The organism is Streptomyces sp. CA-179760, assembly GCF_050937045.1.
In the GTDB taxonomy this organism is placed as follows: domain Bacteria; phylum Actinomycetota; class Actinomycetes; order Streptomycetales; family Streptomycetaceae; genus Streptomyces.
In genome coordinates, this window is sequence record NZ_JBNJLZ010000001.1 from 8,634,316 (window position 1) to 8,648,769 (window position 14,454).

Here is a 14,454-nt window from a genome sequence, read left to right on the forward strand (position 1 = left end):
CACCACCTGCACCACCCCCCCCACAGCGCTCCCGCCCCCGCCCCCCGGCCTCGCGACACTGAGAGAGAAGGCTTCCATGCCCCCATCGACGTCCAGCGACCTCACCCTGTCCGTCAACGGCGAGAAGTACACGCTGACCGTCGACCACCGCACCACGCTGCTCGACGCCCTGCGCGAACGACTCGACATGACCGGCACGAAAAAAGGCTGTGATCAGGGCCAGTGCGGCGCGTGCACCGTCCTGGTCGACGGCCGCCGGAGCGTCGCCTGTCTGCAACTGGCCGTGGCGGCCGAAGGGCGCGAGATCACCACCATCGAAGGCGTGGCCGAGGGCGACCGGCTGCACCCCGTGCAGCAGGCGTTCCTCGAACTGGACGGCTACCAGTGCGGCTACTGCACGCCGGGACAGATCTGTTCGGCCATCGCGATGATCGAGGAGCACGCCGCCGGCTGGCCGAGCGCCGCCACCGACGACGTACGGCCCGAGGCAGGACCACCACCCCTGACGCCGGAAGAGATAAGGGAGCGGATGAGCGGCAACCTCTGCCGCTGCGGCGCGTACGTGTCGATCGTCCAGGCCGTGGCCCGCGCCGCGGAGTCCAAGGGGGCAGCGGTATGAGGGAGTTCGGCTACCAGCGGGCCTACGACGTCTCCGGCGCCGTGGCGCTGCTCGACGGCGACCGGGAAGCCCGCTTCCTGGGCGGCGGCACCAACCTGGTCGACCTGATGAAGACCGGCGTGGAGCGGCCCGCCCTCCTCGTCGACGTACGCGAACTGCCCCTGAACCGCGTCGAGCCCACCGAGGACGGAGGGCTGCGCATCGGGGCGACCGTCACCAACAGCGATCTCGCGGCGCACCCCGAAGTCCGGCGCCGCTACCCGGCGTTGGCGCAGGCCGTACTGGCCGGTGCCTCCGGGCAGCTGCGCAACATGGCCACCGTCGGCGGCAACCTGCTCCAGCGCACCCGCTGCGGCTACTTCGCCGACGTCACCGCCCCCTGCAACAAGCGCAGCCCGGGCAGCGGCTGCCCGGCGATCGAGGGCGAGCACCACAACCACGCCGTCCTCGGCGCCTCCGGCCACTGCGTGGCCACCCATCCCTCCGACATGGGCGTGGCCCTGGCCGCCTTCGACGCGACCGTGTCCTACGAGACGGCGGACGGGCCGGGGGAGGTGCCGTTCGCCGACTTCTATCTGCCCGTGGGGAGACCCCGCATCTGGAGACCGCCCTGCCGCCGGGCGCGCTGATCACCGGCGTCACCCTGCCGCCCGCCCCGGTCGCGGCCCACTCCCGCTACCGCAAGGTGCGCGAGCGCGCTTCGTACGCCTTCGCCATCGGCTCGATCGCCGCCGCGCTCGACGTCCGGGACGGCGTCGTGCACGACGTGCGCCTGGCCTTCGGGGCCGTCGCCTCCCGCCCCTGGCGGGCCCGCGCGGCCGAGGGGGTCCTGCTCGGCGCCCCCGCCGACGCCGAGACGTTCGCGGCCGCCGCGGAGCTCGAACTCGCCGCCGCCAGGCCCCTGCCCCACAACGGATACAAGGTGACCCTGATGCGCAACCTCGTCGTGGCCGTGCTGAGCGAACTCGCCGAGGAGGCCACCCGATGACCACCGTCACCAGGGGCTCCGTCGGCTCCTCGCACACCCGCGTGGAAGGCCGCGACAAGGTCACCGGCGCCGCCCGCTACGCCGGCGAGATCCCGTTCGCCGAACTCGCCCACGGCTGGCTGGTGCTGTCCACCGTCGCCCGCGGCCGCGTCCGCGCCCTGGACACCGAGCCCGTGCTCGGCATGCCGGGTGTCCTCGCCGTGCTCCACCACCAGAACGCCCCGCGTGTCGACACCGACTACGCCGGGCTGATGGGCATGGCCCCGGACCCGAGCATCGCCCTCTTCCAGCACGACCGGGTGGCCCACCGGGGCTGGCCGGTGGCGCTGGTCGTCGCCGAGACGTCCGAACAGGCCCGGGAGGCCGCCGAGTCCCTCCAGGTCCACTACGACCAGGAGCCGCACGACATCGCGTTCTCCGCCGAGCGGGAGAGCGAGGCGTACGCGCTGGACGGCCACATGCCGGGCGTCGTCGAGAAGGGCGATCTGGAGGCCGAGCTCGCGGCGTCGGCCGTCGTGCTGGACGCGGAGTACACCACTCCGGAGGAACACCACAACCCGATGGAGCCGCACGCGGCGACGGCCCGGTGGGAGGGCGGCCGGCTCGAGGTCGTCGACTCCAACCAGGGCACCATCTGGGTCGCCGGCGAGCTCGCCAACCTGTTCTCCCTCGACCCGGCCTCCGTGCGGGTGCGGTCCGAGCACGTCGGCGGCGGCTTCGGCAGCAAGGGTGTCCGTGCGCACCAGGTGGGCGCCGTGATGGCCGCGACCGTCCTGCAGCGTCCGGTCCGGGTCGTCATGACCCGCCGGCAGATGTTCTCGCTCGCTGGGTACCGCAGCCCCACGGCCCAGCGGGTCAGGCTCGGCGCGGACCCGGACGGGCGGCTGCGCGCGCTGGAGCACCGGTCGCTGAACCTCACCTCGGCCGTGCACGAGTTCGTCGAGCCGAGCGCTGCGGCGAGCCGGTCGATGTACGCCGCCGACGCCCACCACACGGCCAGCCGGATCGTGCGGCTCGACGTACCGACCCCGACGTGGATGCGCGCCCCGGGTGAGGCACCGGGCTCGTTCGCCCTGGAGTCGGCGCTCGACGAACTCGCCGAGCGGTGCGGCCTCGACCCGATCGAGCTGCGCATACGGAACGAGCCCGAGGTGGGCCCGGTGTCCGGGCTGCCGTTCGGCAGCCGCAACCTCATCACCTGCTTCCGTGAGGGCGCCCGCCGGTTCGGCTGGGCGGACCGGGACCCGCGGCCGGGAGTGCGCCGCGACGGCCGCTGGCTGCTCGGCACGGGCACCGCCGCCGCCTCCTTCCCCGCCGGAGCCATGCCCTCCACAGCGGCTGTCACCGCGGAGGCGGACGGCACCTTCACGGTGCGGATCAACGCCGCAGACATCGGCACCGGAGCCAGGACCGCGCTCACGCTGGTCGCCGCCGACGCCCTGGAAGTGGAGACGGACCGCGTCCGGGTCCGCATCGGGGACAGCGACCTCGGCCCGGCGATGATCGCCGGCGGCTCGATGGGCACCCGCTCCTGGGCCTGGGCCGTCACGGCCGCCGCCGACGAGCTGCGCCAAAGCCTCGCGCCGGGAGCCGACATCCCGCCGGAGGGCATCACCGTGCGGTCCGACACGACCGAGGCCATCGGCGCCCTCGCCCAGAAGGAGCGGCACTCCTTCGGGGCGCAGTTCGCCGAGGTCGCCGTCGATCCGGCCACCGGTGAGGTCCGCGTCCGCCGCATGCTGGGCATCTTCGCGGCCGGCCGGATCGTCAACCCGCTCACCGCCCGCAACCAGTTCGTCGGCGGCATGACCTGGGGTATCTCCATGGCCCTGCACGAGGAGGCCGTACGGGACCGGGCCAGCGGCGGCCTCTACGGCGCCGACCTCGCGGGCTACCACGTCGCCGCGCACGCCGACGTGCCCCACATCGAGGCCGACTGGGTCGACGACCCCGACCCGGACGACCCGGTCGGCATCAAGGGCATCGGCGAGATCGGCATCGTGGGTGCCGCCGCCGCGGTCGCCAACGCCGTGTGGCACGCGACCGGCGTACGCCACCGGAACCTGCCGATCCGGCCCGACCGTGTCCTGATGGCGGGCGGCGATGCTTGACCTCGCCCGACCACTTCAGGAGTGGATCGAGGAGGGCCGGGAGTTCGCCGTCGCCACGGTCGTCGCCGTCGGCGGCAGCGCCCCGCGCCCTCCCGGCGCCGCCCTGGCCGTCGACAGCGAGGGCACGGTGATCGGCTCGGTCTCCGGAGGCTGCGTGGAGGGAGCCGTGTACGACCTCTGCCTCCAGGCCCTCCAGGAGGGCGAGACGCTCGTGGAGCGGTTCGGCTACAGCGACGAGGACGCCTTCGCCGTCGGTCTGACCTGCGGCGGAACCATCGACGTCATGATCACCCCGTACGACGCCTCGAAGACAGCCCAGACCGCCGCGCTGTCGGCCGCCGCCCGTGGCCAGCCGGTGGCTCTCGCCCGGGTGGCCCGGGGGCCCGCAGGGCTCCTCGGCCGGGCGGTGCTCGTACGCCCCGACGGCTCGCACGCAGGCGGTCTCGGCGGCACCCCGGACCTGGATCGCACGGTGATCGGCCAGGCCCGCGCCCTGCTGGACGCCGGCCGCACGGGCACGGTCGAGCTCTCCGAGGACGGCTCGCACTGCCCGGGCGGTCTCAGCCTGCTCGTGGAGTCGGCCGTGCCGCCGCCCCGCATGATCGTCTTCGGCGCGATCGACTTCGCGGCGGCCCTGGTGCGGGCGGGCAAGCTGCTCGGCCATCACGTCACCGTGTGCGACGCCCGCCCGGTCTTCGCCACCCGGGCCCGCTTCCCCGACGCGGACGAGATCGTCGTGGACTGGCCCCACCGCTATCTGCGGTCGACGGAGACCGACCGGCGCACGGTGCTGTGCGTGCTCACCCACGACGCGAAGTTCGACGTGCCCCTGCTGACGGAGGCCCTGCGCCTGCCGGTCGCCTACGTCGGTGCCATGGGCTCCCGCCGCACCCACCAGGACCGTGACCGGCGGCTGCGGGAAGCGGGAGTCGGCGAGCGCGAGCTGGCCCGGCTGAGGTCGCCGATCGGGCTCGATCTGGGGGCCCGCACGCCCGAGGAGACCGCCGTGTCCATCGCGGCGGAGATCGTCGCGGCACGGCGCGGAGGAACTGGCCTGCCGCTCACCGGCTCGGGGACCCCGATCCACCGGACCGAGCAGCTGCCCCGAGCGGTCTGACACCGTCGAGCACGCCGGAGGGGCCGCAGCCGTAGCCGGCTGCGGCCCCTCCCTGGCACCGGTCGCACCGGTCGCGTGACGGGTCAGGCGGCCGGCTCCGTGGCCTGGCCGTGCAGACGGGTGATGACCTCGGTCAGCTGCGCGGCGACCTCGGCGTCGTCGGCCGGGTGCGTCTCGGCGAAGCGGGTCAGCGAGCCGGGGATGGACACCTTGACGTCCTCCAGCACCTTGGCGCCGGCGATACCGACGGACTTGCGGGTCTCGTCGTGCGCCCACACACCGCCGAACTGGCCGAAGGCGGTGCCGACCACGGCGACCGGCAGGCCGCTGAGGGCACCGGCGCCGTACGGGCGGGACAGCCAGTCGATGGCGTTCTTCAGGACGGCCGGGATGGTGCCGTTGTACTCGGGCGTGAACAGGATGAGACCGTCGGCCGCCCCGGCGGCCTCGCGCAGCTTCGCGGCGGCGGCCGGAACGCTGCCTTCGACGTCGATGTCCTCGTTGTAGAAGGGGATCTCGGCGAGGCCCTCGAACAGGTTCACCTCGGCACCCTCGGGGGCGAGCTTGACGGCCGCCTCGGCGAGCTGGCGGTTGTGCGACCCGGCGCGAAGGCTGCCGACGAGCGCGAGGATGCGAACAGACATGCTGACTCCCACGTAGAGAAAGACTGCTGCGAAACACAGCCGTTACGATCCGGACCGAGGTCCGTTTAATGTTCTAGCATCCTAACCGGACCGCGGTCCAGTTTTGTTCCCGATGCTTTACGCTGGCTTCATGTCCACCGCCCCGCCCCCCTTCCCGACGCCTCAGGAGCCCGTCGCCCGTCCCGAGCTGCTCCAGGTCGACAGCGCCCCGGAGATCGACGAGCCGTGCCTGCGGGCCGACGCCGCGCGCAACCGGGCCCGGCTGCTGGAGGCCGCCGGGCGGCTGGTGGCGGAGCGCGGCGCGGACGCCGTCACGATGGAGGCGGTGGCCGCGGCGGCCCGCGTCGGCAAGGGCACGGTCTTCCGCCGGTTCGGTGACCGCACCGGCCTGCTGACGGCACTGCTCGACCACTCCGAGAAGAAGTTCCAGGCCGCGTTCCTCAGCGGCCCGCCGCCGCTCGGCCCCGGCGCGCCGCCCGTGGAGCGGCTGCGGGCGTTCGGCCGCGCGATGCTGCGCCGTTCGGTCGACGAACTGGAACTGCAGCTGGCGGCCGAACCCGGCGCGAACCGCCGCTTCGTCGTCCCCGCCCGCCGTGTGCTGCGGCACCACATGGCCATGCTCCTGCGGCAGGCGGCCCCCGGCGCGGACTGCGAGATCCTCTCCTACACGCTGATGGGCCAGCTCGACCCGGCCCTGATCCACCACCTGACCAAGCAGTGCGGGATACCCCTGGCCCGCCTCGAGGAGGCGTGGACCGACCTGGTCGACCGGCTGACGGGCACGGAATCCACCCCTAGGGCGCCCGCCCGCCCCTCCGTGAACGCTCACGGCTTCGTCACAACTCCCCCGCCTGATGGGCGCATTGGGGCTTCTGCCAAGATGCCGTACGTCATGGTGCAGATACCGAAAACGCCCGCGCCCCCGTCCCCCGCACCGATGCGCTCCGTGCCCACGAGCGCCGATGTGGCCCGCCTGGCCGGCGTCTCGCGCGCGACCGTCTCCTACGTCCTCAACAACACCAGCGCCGTACGGATCAGCGAGCCCACCCGCCGCCGGGTCCACGAGGCCGCGAAGGAACTCGGGTACGTGCCGCACGCGGCGGCCCGCTCCTTGCGCGCCGGGCACAGCCGTATGGTCCTCATTCCCGCGCCGACCTTCCCGGTCGGTCCCCTCTACAGCCGGTTCCTCACCGATCTCCAGGTCGCGCTCGGCGGCCTGGACTACACGGTGGTGCAGTACGGCACCGGCGGCCCGCACGGCGACGACGCCGCCCGCGCCTGGGCCGAACTGCGGCCCGTGGCCGTGCTGGTGCCCGGTTCCGGACTCGGCCCGCGCGGAGTGGCGGTGCTCAAGCGCTCCGGGGCCCGGGCCGTGGTCACCCTCGGCCCCGAGACCATCGAGGGCGCGCACGCCCTGCTCATGGATCACGACGTCGTCGGCTACAGCGCGGGCGCCCACCTCTACGACCGCGGCCGCCGCCGGATCGGCGTCGTCGTCCCGCAGGAACCCGGCCTCGAGGCGTTCTCCGCGCCCCGGCTCGACGGGGTGCGCCACGCCCTGCGGGGCACCGGCGCCACGGTGACCGAACTGCCCCTCGCCCACGAGGAACAGGACGCGGCACGTCTCGCCGCCCGCTGGCGGACCCTCGGTCTGGACGCCGTGTTCACCTACAACGACGAATACGCGATGCTGCTGATGCGGGCCTTGCAGGACGAGGGCATCCGCATCCCGGAGGAGACGGCCGTGGTCGGCGCCGACGACCTGATGCTCGGCCGGCTGCTGCGGCCCCGGCTGAGCACGGTCCACCTGGAACTGCCCTCCGGCCGTGAACTCGCCGAACTGGTCGACCGCGCCGTACGCAAGCCCATGACCGAGCCCGAGACGCACAAGGTGCTGGGCGCGACGGTGCTGCACCGCGACTCGAGTTGACCCGACCGGAAGACAACTCCTCGGCGGACGGCCGGAATTCTCCGGCCGGCAGGCGGCACCGGTCATCGTCCTGCGCATGACTAGGATGTTGCATCGTCAACAAAACGGGGGCGCGTGCGAACGCGGTCGCAGCACACGCGGCTGCCCGGATCGCCGCGCCCTGCCCTGTGACCGCCGAACCGGCCACGTTCCAGCGGGAGTTCCACCCACCCCGTACGCCGGTGACCGATCGATCGGAGAGCCGTCATGCCGCTGCTCGACACCAGGACCTGGCAGCCCCGCGCCCTGGCCGGGCCCGGGTACACCGTCACCGAGCCCGCCACCGGCGGGGCCCTCGGCACTCTCGCCCTCGCCACCCCCGAGGACGTCGGTGCCGCCGCCGGGCGCGCGGCCGCCGCCCAGCGCGAGTGGGCCCGTGCCCCGCACTTCGCCCGCGCCGCCGTCCTCCGTAAGGCGGGCGACCTGTTCACCGCGCACGCCGCCGAGCTGCGTGAATGGATCGTCCGCGAGTCCGGTTCCGTCCCCGGCAAGGCCGACTTCGAGCTGCACGTCGCCGCCCAGGAGTGCTACGAGGCCGCCGCGCTCGCCTCCCGCCCGGCCGGCCAGGTCCTGCCCAGCGAGGCGCCGCGCCTGTCGTACACGCGCCGCGTCCCGGCCGGTGTGGTGGGCGTCATCTCACCGTTCAACGCACCGCTGATCCTGTCCATCCGCTCCGTCGCACCGGCCCTGGCCCTGGGCAACGGGGTCCTGCTGAAGCCGGACCCGCGCACCGCCGTCTGCGGAGGCCTGGCCCTCGCCGCGGTCTTCGCCGCCGCGGGCCTCCCGCAGGACCTGCTGCAGGTCCTCCCCGGCGGCCCGGACGCCGGACAGGCCCTGGTCTCGGACCCGCGCGTGCCGGTCATCTCGTTCACCGGCTCCACCGCCGCCGGACGGGCAGTCGGCGAGGCCGCCGGCCGGCACCTCAAGCGGGCCCACCTGGAACTGGGCGGCAACTCGGCCATGATCGTGCTGGCGGACGCCGACCTCGACGCGGTGATCTCCACCGCCGCCTGGGGCTCGTTCTTCCACCAGGGCCAGATCTGCATGACGACCGGACGCCACCTGGTGCACGCGTCCCTGTACGACGAGTACGTCGAGCGGCTGGCCGCCAAGGCGGACTCCCTCGCCGTCGGCGACCCGTACCGCGACCACGTCCACCTGGGCCCCATCATCGACTCCGGACAGCTCGCCAAGATCAGCGGCCTGGTCGACTCCAGCAGGGCGGCGGGCGCCAAGATCGCCGCGGGCGGCACACACGACCGGCTCTTCTACCGGCCCACCGTCCTCGCCCATGTCGACGACCACACCCCGGCGTACACCGAGGAGGTCTTCGGCCCGGTGGCGCCCGTCCGTTCCTTCACCACCGCCGACGAGGCGGCGGCCCTGGCCGCGCAGAGCCCGTACGGCCTCTCCCTGGGCATCGTCACCAGGGACACGGCCAGGGGCCTGGACCTCGCCGAGCGCATACCGACCGGCATCGTCCACATCAACGACCAGACCGTGAACGACGAGGCCGTGGCGCCGTTCGGCGGAGTGGCCGCATCCGGCACCGGCGCCCGCTTCGGTGGCGAGGCCAATCTGGAGGCCTTCACCGAACTGCGCTGGACGACGGTACGCGCGGACGTGGCCCCGTACCCCTTCTAGGCCGGACGCGACCTGGGGCCGGACGCGACCTGGGGCCGTGCCCGGCCCCAGCAGGCCCGGCCCGGCCCCGGATCCGGTTGCTCGGGGGCGTCCGATCGCCCCCGGGCGGCTTACTCGGTCCCCTGCGGCTGCTGCGCCTGCTGCTCGGCGACGGCCTTGCGGACCTCGTCCATGTCCAGGCCCCGGGCCTGGCCGATGACGTCGGTCAGGGCGGCCTCGGGCAGGGCGCCCGGCTGGGCGAACACGGCGACCTGGTCGCGGACGATCATCAGCGTGGGAATCGACTGGATACCGAAGGCCGCGGCCAGCTCCGGCTGCGCCTCGGTGTCCACCTTGCCGAACACCAGGTCCGGGTTCTCCCCGGCCGCCTTCTCGTAGACCGGGGCGAACTGCTTGCACGGCCCGCACCAGTCGGCCCAGAAGTCGATCAGGACGAACTCGTTGTCTGTGACCGTCTGGTCGAAGTTCTCCTTGGTGAGCTCCACGGTGCTGCTCATGGTGTAAATCCCTCTTCCTGGTGTGGGGGCAAACCGTCGGCACAACACGGCCGACCTGGTAGGTATTCCGCGCCCCTACCCGTGTGGCCAGGGCGCACACCACCCACCAGACTGACCCCATGACGGAAACGGAAACCAACGCGTACGACGTCGTGGTGCTCGGGGCCGGGCCCGTGGGGGAGAACGTCGCAGACCGCGCCCGCGCCGCCGGTCTGACCACCGCGGTCGTGGAGAGCGAACTGGTCGGCGGCGAGTGCTCGTACTGGGCGTGCATGCCCAGCAAAGCCCTGCTGCGGCCGGTCATCGCCCGGGCGGACGCCCGCCGCGTACCCGGTCTGAGCCAGTCGGTGCGGGGTCCCCTCGACGCCGCCGCGGTCCTCGCCCACCGGGACTACTACACCTCCCACTGGAAGGACGACGGCCAGGTCGGGTGGCTCGACTCCATCGGCGCCGACCTGTACCGCGGCCACGGACGGCTCGCCGGCCCCCGTACGGTGACGGTCACCGGCCCCGACGGCGCCGAGCACGTCCTGACCGCCCGGCACGCCGTCGCCGTCTGTACCGGCAGCCGCGCGTCCCTCCCGAAACTGCCCGGGCTGCACGAGGTCCGGCCGTGGACCAGCCGGGAGGCCACCAGCTCCCGGAGCGTGCCCGGCCGGCTGATCGTGGTCGGCGGCGGCGTGGTCGCCACCGAGATGGCCACCGTCTGGCAGGCCCTCGGCTCCCAGGTCACCATGCTGGTCCGCGGCAAGGGCCTCCTGCCCCGGATGGAGCCCTTCGCCGGGGAACTGATCGCCGAGGCGCTCACCGAGGCCGGCACGGACGTCCGCACCGGCACGTCGGTCGAGTCGGTGACCCGCGAGGGCATCGTCGTGTCCGTCACCGACAAGGGCGACCGCATCGAGGCCGACGAGATCCTCTTCGCCACCGGCCGCGCGCCGCGCACCGACGACATCGGCCTGGAGACGATCGGCATGGAACCCGGCTCCTGGCTGCCGGTCGACGACAGCCTCCGCGTCGCCGGCCACGACTGGCTGTACGCGGTGGGCGACGTCAACCAGCGCGCCCTGCTCACCCACCAGGGCAAGTACCAGGCGCGCGTCGCGGGCGCCGCCATCGCCGCGCGGGCCACGGGGGAGAGCCTCCTCGCCCAGCCCTGGGGCGCCCACGCCGCGACCGCCGACCACGCCGCAGTCCCCCAGGTCGTCTTCACCGACCCGGAGGCTGCGGCGGTGGGCCTGTCCCTGGCCGAGGCGGAACAGGCCGGCCACCGGGTGAAGGCCGTCGACGTCGACCTGTCCACCGTCGCCGGGGCCGGCCTGTACGCCGACGGCTACAAGGGCCGCGCCCGCATGGTCGTCGATGTCGAGGCCGAGATCCTTCGCGGCGTGACCCTCGTGGGCCCGGGCGTCGGCGAACTCATCCACTCCGCGACGATCGCCGTGGCCGGTGAGGTCCCCGTCAGCCGCCTGTGGCACGCGGTCCCGTCCTACCCGACGATCAGCGAGGTGTGGCTCCGGCTGCTGGAGGCGTACCGGGACGCCTGACCGGGCCCGGCCCGGGCGGGCAGCGGGCCCGCCCGTAGGCCGCCGGGACCGGATCACGCGTGCGCGGGCACCACCAGCTCCCGGTAGTCGTCGCTCCACAGGTCCTCCTCCGCCTCGGGCAGCAGCAGCACCCGGTCCGGCCGCAGCGCGTCCACCGCTCCCTCGTCGTGGGTGACCATGACGAGGGCGCCCGGGTAGGTGCCCACCGCAGCCAGGACCCCGGTGCGCGAGGCCGGGTCCAGGTTGTTGGTGGGCTCGTCCAGGAGCAGGACGTTGGCGCCCGAGTGCACCAGACCGGCGAGGGCGAGCCGGGTCTTCTCGCCGCCGGAGAGGACACCGACGCGCTTGTCCGTGTCGTCGCCGGTGAACAGGAACGATCCCAGCACCTGGCGGACTTCGCCGTCGGTGAGGTGCGGGGCGGCACCGGCCAGGTGCTCGCGCACCGTCAGCTCCGGATCCAGCGTGTCGTGTTCCTGGGCGAAATAGCCGAGCCGCAGCCCGTGCCCGCGGACCACCCGGCCGCTGTCGGGGGTGTCCCGGCCCGCGAGGAGGCGCAACAGGGTCGTCGGCCCCGCGGGCCGCCTCCGGTTTTCTCTGTCCTACGGCAGCTCGAACCCGAGCGCCCGCGCGGCCTCCTCCGGCGTCGGCTGAGCCCAGCGCTCCGCCATCGCCAGGTTGGACGACAGCGAACGCGGCTCGGCCCGGTCCAGAAACAGCACGCCGTCGAGATGGTCCGTCTCGTGCTGCACGATCCGCGCCGGCCAGTCGGAGAGCACCTCGTCCAGCGCCCGCCCGTGCTCGTCCTGCCCGGTCAGCCGCACCTCGGCGTGGCGCGCCACCACCGCCTGCCAGCCCGGCACGCTCAGACAGCCCTCGAAGAACGCGGCCCGCGCGTCGCCGACGGGCTCATACATGGGATTGACCAGCACCCGGAAGGGCTGTGGCACCCGCCCGCGCGCGAGACGCACGTCCTCCGGCACCGGAGCGGGGTCCTCGATCACCGCGATCCTGAGCGGCACACCGATCTGGGGCGCCGCCAGACCGACCCCCGGCGCCGCGCGCATGGTGACGCGCAGGGCCTCCGCGAACCGGGCCAGCAGCGCGGGCTCCAGCTGACCGTCGTACGGCTCGGTACCCCGCCGCAGCACCGGGTCCCCGGCCGCGACGATGGTCAACGGGAGGCCGTCCGCGAGGAGTTCCTCGACCCGCTCGGCCAGCGGTGCGCGATCACTCGGAGTTCCCATCGCGTCAGGATGACACGGCACCCTCCCCGCTCATGTGATGCACATCACGTGCACTCCTCGGGAACTGAACGCCCCGCCGCCCCGACTACTGCACCGCAACGACCACCACGCACCGCGACCACAACGACGATCACCGCACCGCAACGGCCAAAGAAGACGTCCCCCGGAGAATCCCGCCGATGACCACCGCTCCCTCGACCACCACGGACGAGGCCCCGAAATCAGCCGCCCCGGCACCGTCGAAGAGCAGCTGGGCACCCTTGCGCCCGCTGGTCCTTCGCCTGCACTTCTACGCCGGGGTGCTGGTGGCGCCGTTCCTCCTCGTCGCCGCCGTCACCGGCCTGCTGTACGCCGCCTCTTTCCAGGCCGAGAAGATCGTGTACGACCACGAACTGACCGTCCCGGTCGGCGAGCGGAAGCTGCCGATCAGCGAGCAGGTGGCCGCCGCCCGCAAGGCCCACCCCGAGGGCACCATCTCGGCCGTGCGCCCCTCACCCGAGGCGGACGCGACGACCAGGGTCATGCTGTCCGGCGTCCCGGGCGTCGACGAGGGGCACGCGCTCGCCGTGTTCGTCGACCCGTACACCGCGAAGGTGCGCGGCTCCCTCGAACAGTACGGCTCGACCGGCGCGTTGCCGCTGCGCACCTGGATCGACGAGTTCCACCGGGACCTTCACCTGGGCGAACCGGGGCGCTACTACAGCGAGCTGGCGGCCAGCTGGCTGGGGGTGATCTCGGCCGGCGGGCTGGTCCTGTGGTTCTCCCGCCGCCGTGCCCTGCGCAAGGTGCGGGGGACGAACGGACGGCGCCGCACGCTCGGACTGCACGGCAGCGTCGGCGTCTGGGCGGCGGCCGGGTTCTTCTTCCTCTCGGCGACCGGTCTCACCTGGTCGGCCTATGCCGGGGCCAACATCGACGAGCTGCGCACCTCGCTGGGGCACGCCACCCCGTCGGTGTCGGCGGCGGCGGGCGGTGAACACGCCGGCCACGGCTCCGCGGGCGGGCAGGCGGGAGACGCGGCACACGGCGTGGGCCTGGACAAGGTCCTGGCGGCGGCGCGGGCCGAGGGCCTCGGCGACCCGGTGGAGATCGTGCCGCCGGCCGACGCGACATCGGCGTACGTCGTCAAGCAGGTACAGCGCAGCTGGCCCGAGAAGCAGGACTCCGTCGCGATCGACCCGGCCGACGGCGAGGTCATGGACGTGCTGCGGTTCGCCGACTACCCCCTGCTCGCGAAGCTCACCCGGTGGGGCATCGACCTGCACACCGGCATCCTGTTCGGCCTGGCCAACCAGATCGTCCTGATGCTGCTCACGCTCTCCCTGATCCTGCTCATCGTGTGGGGCTACCGCATGTGGTGGCAGCGTGGCCGCGGCTCCGCCTTCGGCCGGCCGATCCCGCGCGGCGCCTGGCAGCAGGTACCGCCGCAGATCCTGGTCCCGCTGCTCGCCGGGGTCGCCGTGCTCGGCTACTTCCTGCCGCTGTTCGGCATCCCGCTGGCGGCCTTCCTCGCCGTCGACATCCTGCTGGGCGAGATCGCCTACCGGCGGGGACGGCGGTCCTACGAAGCCGGGACACCGGCGAAATAGCGGAGGGCCGCAGACACCGGTGCCCGGCTCCTCACGGAGCCGGGCACCGTCTCTGTCACCGGCGGTCAGCGCTGCTCGAAGTCACCCGCGAGCGCCGAGGCGATCCGCAGATGCGACTCCGCCTCCTCGTGCCGCCCCTGCCGCTGGAGCGTGCGGCCGAGCATCAGCCGGGCATAGTGCTCGACGGGGTCGCGCTCGACGATCGTCAGCAACTCGGTCTCCGCACGCCACAGTTGGGCCGAGTGGTAGTAGGAGCGCGCCAGCAGCAGCCGCGGCCCCGTCTGCTCGGGCACCTCCTCGACCAGCCCGACCAGGACACGCGCGGCGGCCGCGTAGTCCTTGGCGTCGAAGAACAGCTGCGCGCGCTCCCAGCGCTCCGCCGGTGTCCCGTGGCCGTAGTACGTGGCGTCGTAGTACGTGGCGTCGTGGGTCGTGTTCACTCGTGGCCTCCTTCGAGGCCGACAACCGAGCGGGTTGGTTCAATA

General features: G+C 73.2%; 11 protein-coding genes and 3 pseudogenes. 9 read left to right on the forward strand and 5 right to left on the reverse strand.

The window, feature by feature from the left end:
- Nucleotides 1–76 precede the first annotated feature (76 nt).
- The 4 genes and pseudogenes from ACQEV8_RS39025 (at nucleotide 77) to ACQEV8_RS39040 (ending at nucleotide 4,835) form a co-directional block, all read left to right on the forward strand.
- Nucleotides 77–619 carry a (2Fe-2S)-binding protein gene (locus tag ACQEV8_RS39025; RefSeq protein WP_432970564.1) on the forward strand — a complete coding sequence of 181 codons (543 nt, stop codon included), beginning with the start codon at nucleotides 77–79 and terminating at the stop codon, nucleotides 617–619.
- Nucleotides 616–1,607 (forward strand): annotated as a pseudogene (locus tag ACQEV8_RS39030) (FAD binding domain-containing protein). Before ACQEV8_RS39025 ends, ACQEV8_RS39030 begins: the two are co-directional and overlap by 4 nt.
- Nucleotides 1,604–3,718 carry a xanthine dehydrogenase family protein molybdopterin-binding subunit gene (locus ACQEV8_RS39035; RefSeq protein ID WP_432970567.1) on the forward strand — a complete coding sequence of 705 codons (2,115 nt, stop codon included), beginning with the start codon at nucleotides 1,604–1,606 and terminating at the stop codon, nucleotides 3,716–3,718. The pseudogene ACQEV8_RS39030 and the gene ACQEV8_RS39035 overlap by 4 nt, the downstream one beginning before the upstream one ends.
- Nucleotides 3,711–4,835, forward strand: a complete 1,125-nt coding sequence (locus tag ACQEV8_RS39040) for an XdhC family protein (protein WP_432970570.1) — start codon at nucleotides 3,711–3,713, stop codon at nucleotides 4,833–4,835. Before ACQEV8_RS39035 ends, ACQEV8_RS39040 begins: the two co-directional genes overlap by 8 nt.
- Nucleotides 4,836–4,918: 83 nt before the next feature.
- Here the strand turns inward: ACQEV8_RS39040 and ACQEV8_RS39045 are convergent, their stop codons facing one another.
- Complete coding sequence (locus ACQEV8_RS39045) at nucleotides 4,919–5,479, reverse strand: NAD(P)H-dependent oxidoreductase (protein WP_432970573.1); 561 nt, start codon at nucleotides 5,477–5,479, stop codon at nucleotides 4,919–4,921.
- Nucleotides 5,480–5,609: 130 nt separating this feature from the next.
- Here ACQEV8_RS39045 and ACQEV8_RS39050 point away from each other — a divergent pair.
- The 3 genes and pseudogenes from ACQEV8_RS39050 to ACQEV8_RS39060 all read left to right on the forward strand — a co-directional run.
- Nucleotides 5,610–6,266: pseudogene (locus ACQEV8_RS39050) on the forward strand (TetR/AcrR family transcriptional regulator); the annotation flags it as partial.
- A gap of 93 nt (nucleotides 6,267–6,359) precedes the next feature.
- The gene (locus ACQEV8_RS39055) at nucleotides 6,360–7,409 is read left to right on the forward strand and encodes a LacI family DNA-binding transcriptional regulator (protein ID WP_432973319.1); all 1,050 of its coding nucleotides are present in this window, start codon (nucleotides 6,360–6,362) and stop codon (nucleotides 7,407–7,409) included.
- 246 nt (nucleotides 7,410–7,655) lie between these two features.
- Nucleotides 7,656–9,092 carry an aldehyde dehydrogenase family protein gene (locus ACQEV8_RS39060; protein WP_432970576.1) on the forward strand — a complete coding sequence of 479 codons (1,437 nt, stop codon included), beginning with the start codon at nucleotides 7,656–7,658 and terminating at the stop codon, nucleotides 9,090–9,092.
- 110 nt (nucleotides 9,093–9,202) lie between these two features.
- Here ACQEV8_RS39060 and trxA read toward each other — a convergent pair whose 3' ends face one another.
- Complete coding sequence (gene trxA / locus ACQEV8_RS39065; protein WP_391112718.1) at nucleotides 9,203–9,589, reverse strand: thioredoxin; 387 nt, start codon at nucleotides 9,587–9,589, stop codon at nucleotides 9,203–9,205.
- Nucleotides 9,590–9,708: 119 nt separating this feature from the next.
- Here trxA and ACQEV8_RS39070 point away from each other — a divergent pair, with 119 nt between their 5' ends.
- Nucleotides 9,709–11,136 (forward strand): dihydrolipoyl dehydrogenase family protein, encoded by a 1,428-nt coding sequence (locus tag ACQEV8_RS39070; RefSeq protein ID WP_432970580.1) that lies wholly within the window; start codon nucleotides 9,709–9,711, stop codon nucleotides 11,134–11,136.
- A 53-nt stretch (nucleotides 11,137–11,189) separates the two neighbouring features.
- On the opposite strand, the pseudogene ACQEV8_RS39075 reads toward ACQEV8_RS39070, so the two are convergent.
- Nucleotides 11,190–11,711: pseudogene (locus ACQEV8_RS39075) on the reverse strand (ATP-binding cassette domain-containing protein); the annotation flags it as partial.
- A gap of 24 nt (nucleotides 11,712–11,735) precedes the next feature.
- Entirely contained in the window at nucleotides 11,736–12,380 is a 645-nt protein-coding gene (locus tag ACQEV8_RS39080) for a peptide deformylase (protein ID WP_432970583.1), read from the reverse strand.
- Between the two features lie 179 nt (nucleotides 12,381–12,559).
- Here ACQEV8_RS39080 and ACQEV8_RS39085 point away from each other — a divergent pair, with 179 nt between their 5' ends.
- A complete protein-coding gene (locus tag ACQEV8_RS39085; RefSeq protein ID WP_432970586.1) occupies nucleotides 12,560–13,969 on the forward strand; it encodes a PepSY-associated TM helix domain-containing protein in 1,410 nt (469 codons plus the stop codon).
- Between the two features lie 65 nt (nucleotides 13,970–14,034).
- Here the strand turns inward: ACQEV8_RS39085 and ACQEV8_RS39090 are convergent, their stop codons facing one another.
- A complete protein-coding gene (locus tag ACQEV8_RS39090; protein WP_432970589.1) occupies nucleotides 14,035–14,409 on the reverse strand; it encodes a tetratricopeptide repeat protein in 375 nt (124 codons plus the stop codon).
- Nucleotides 14,410–14,454 lie beyond the last annotated feature (45 nt).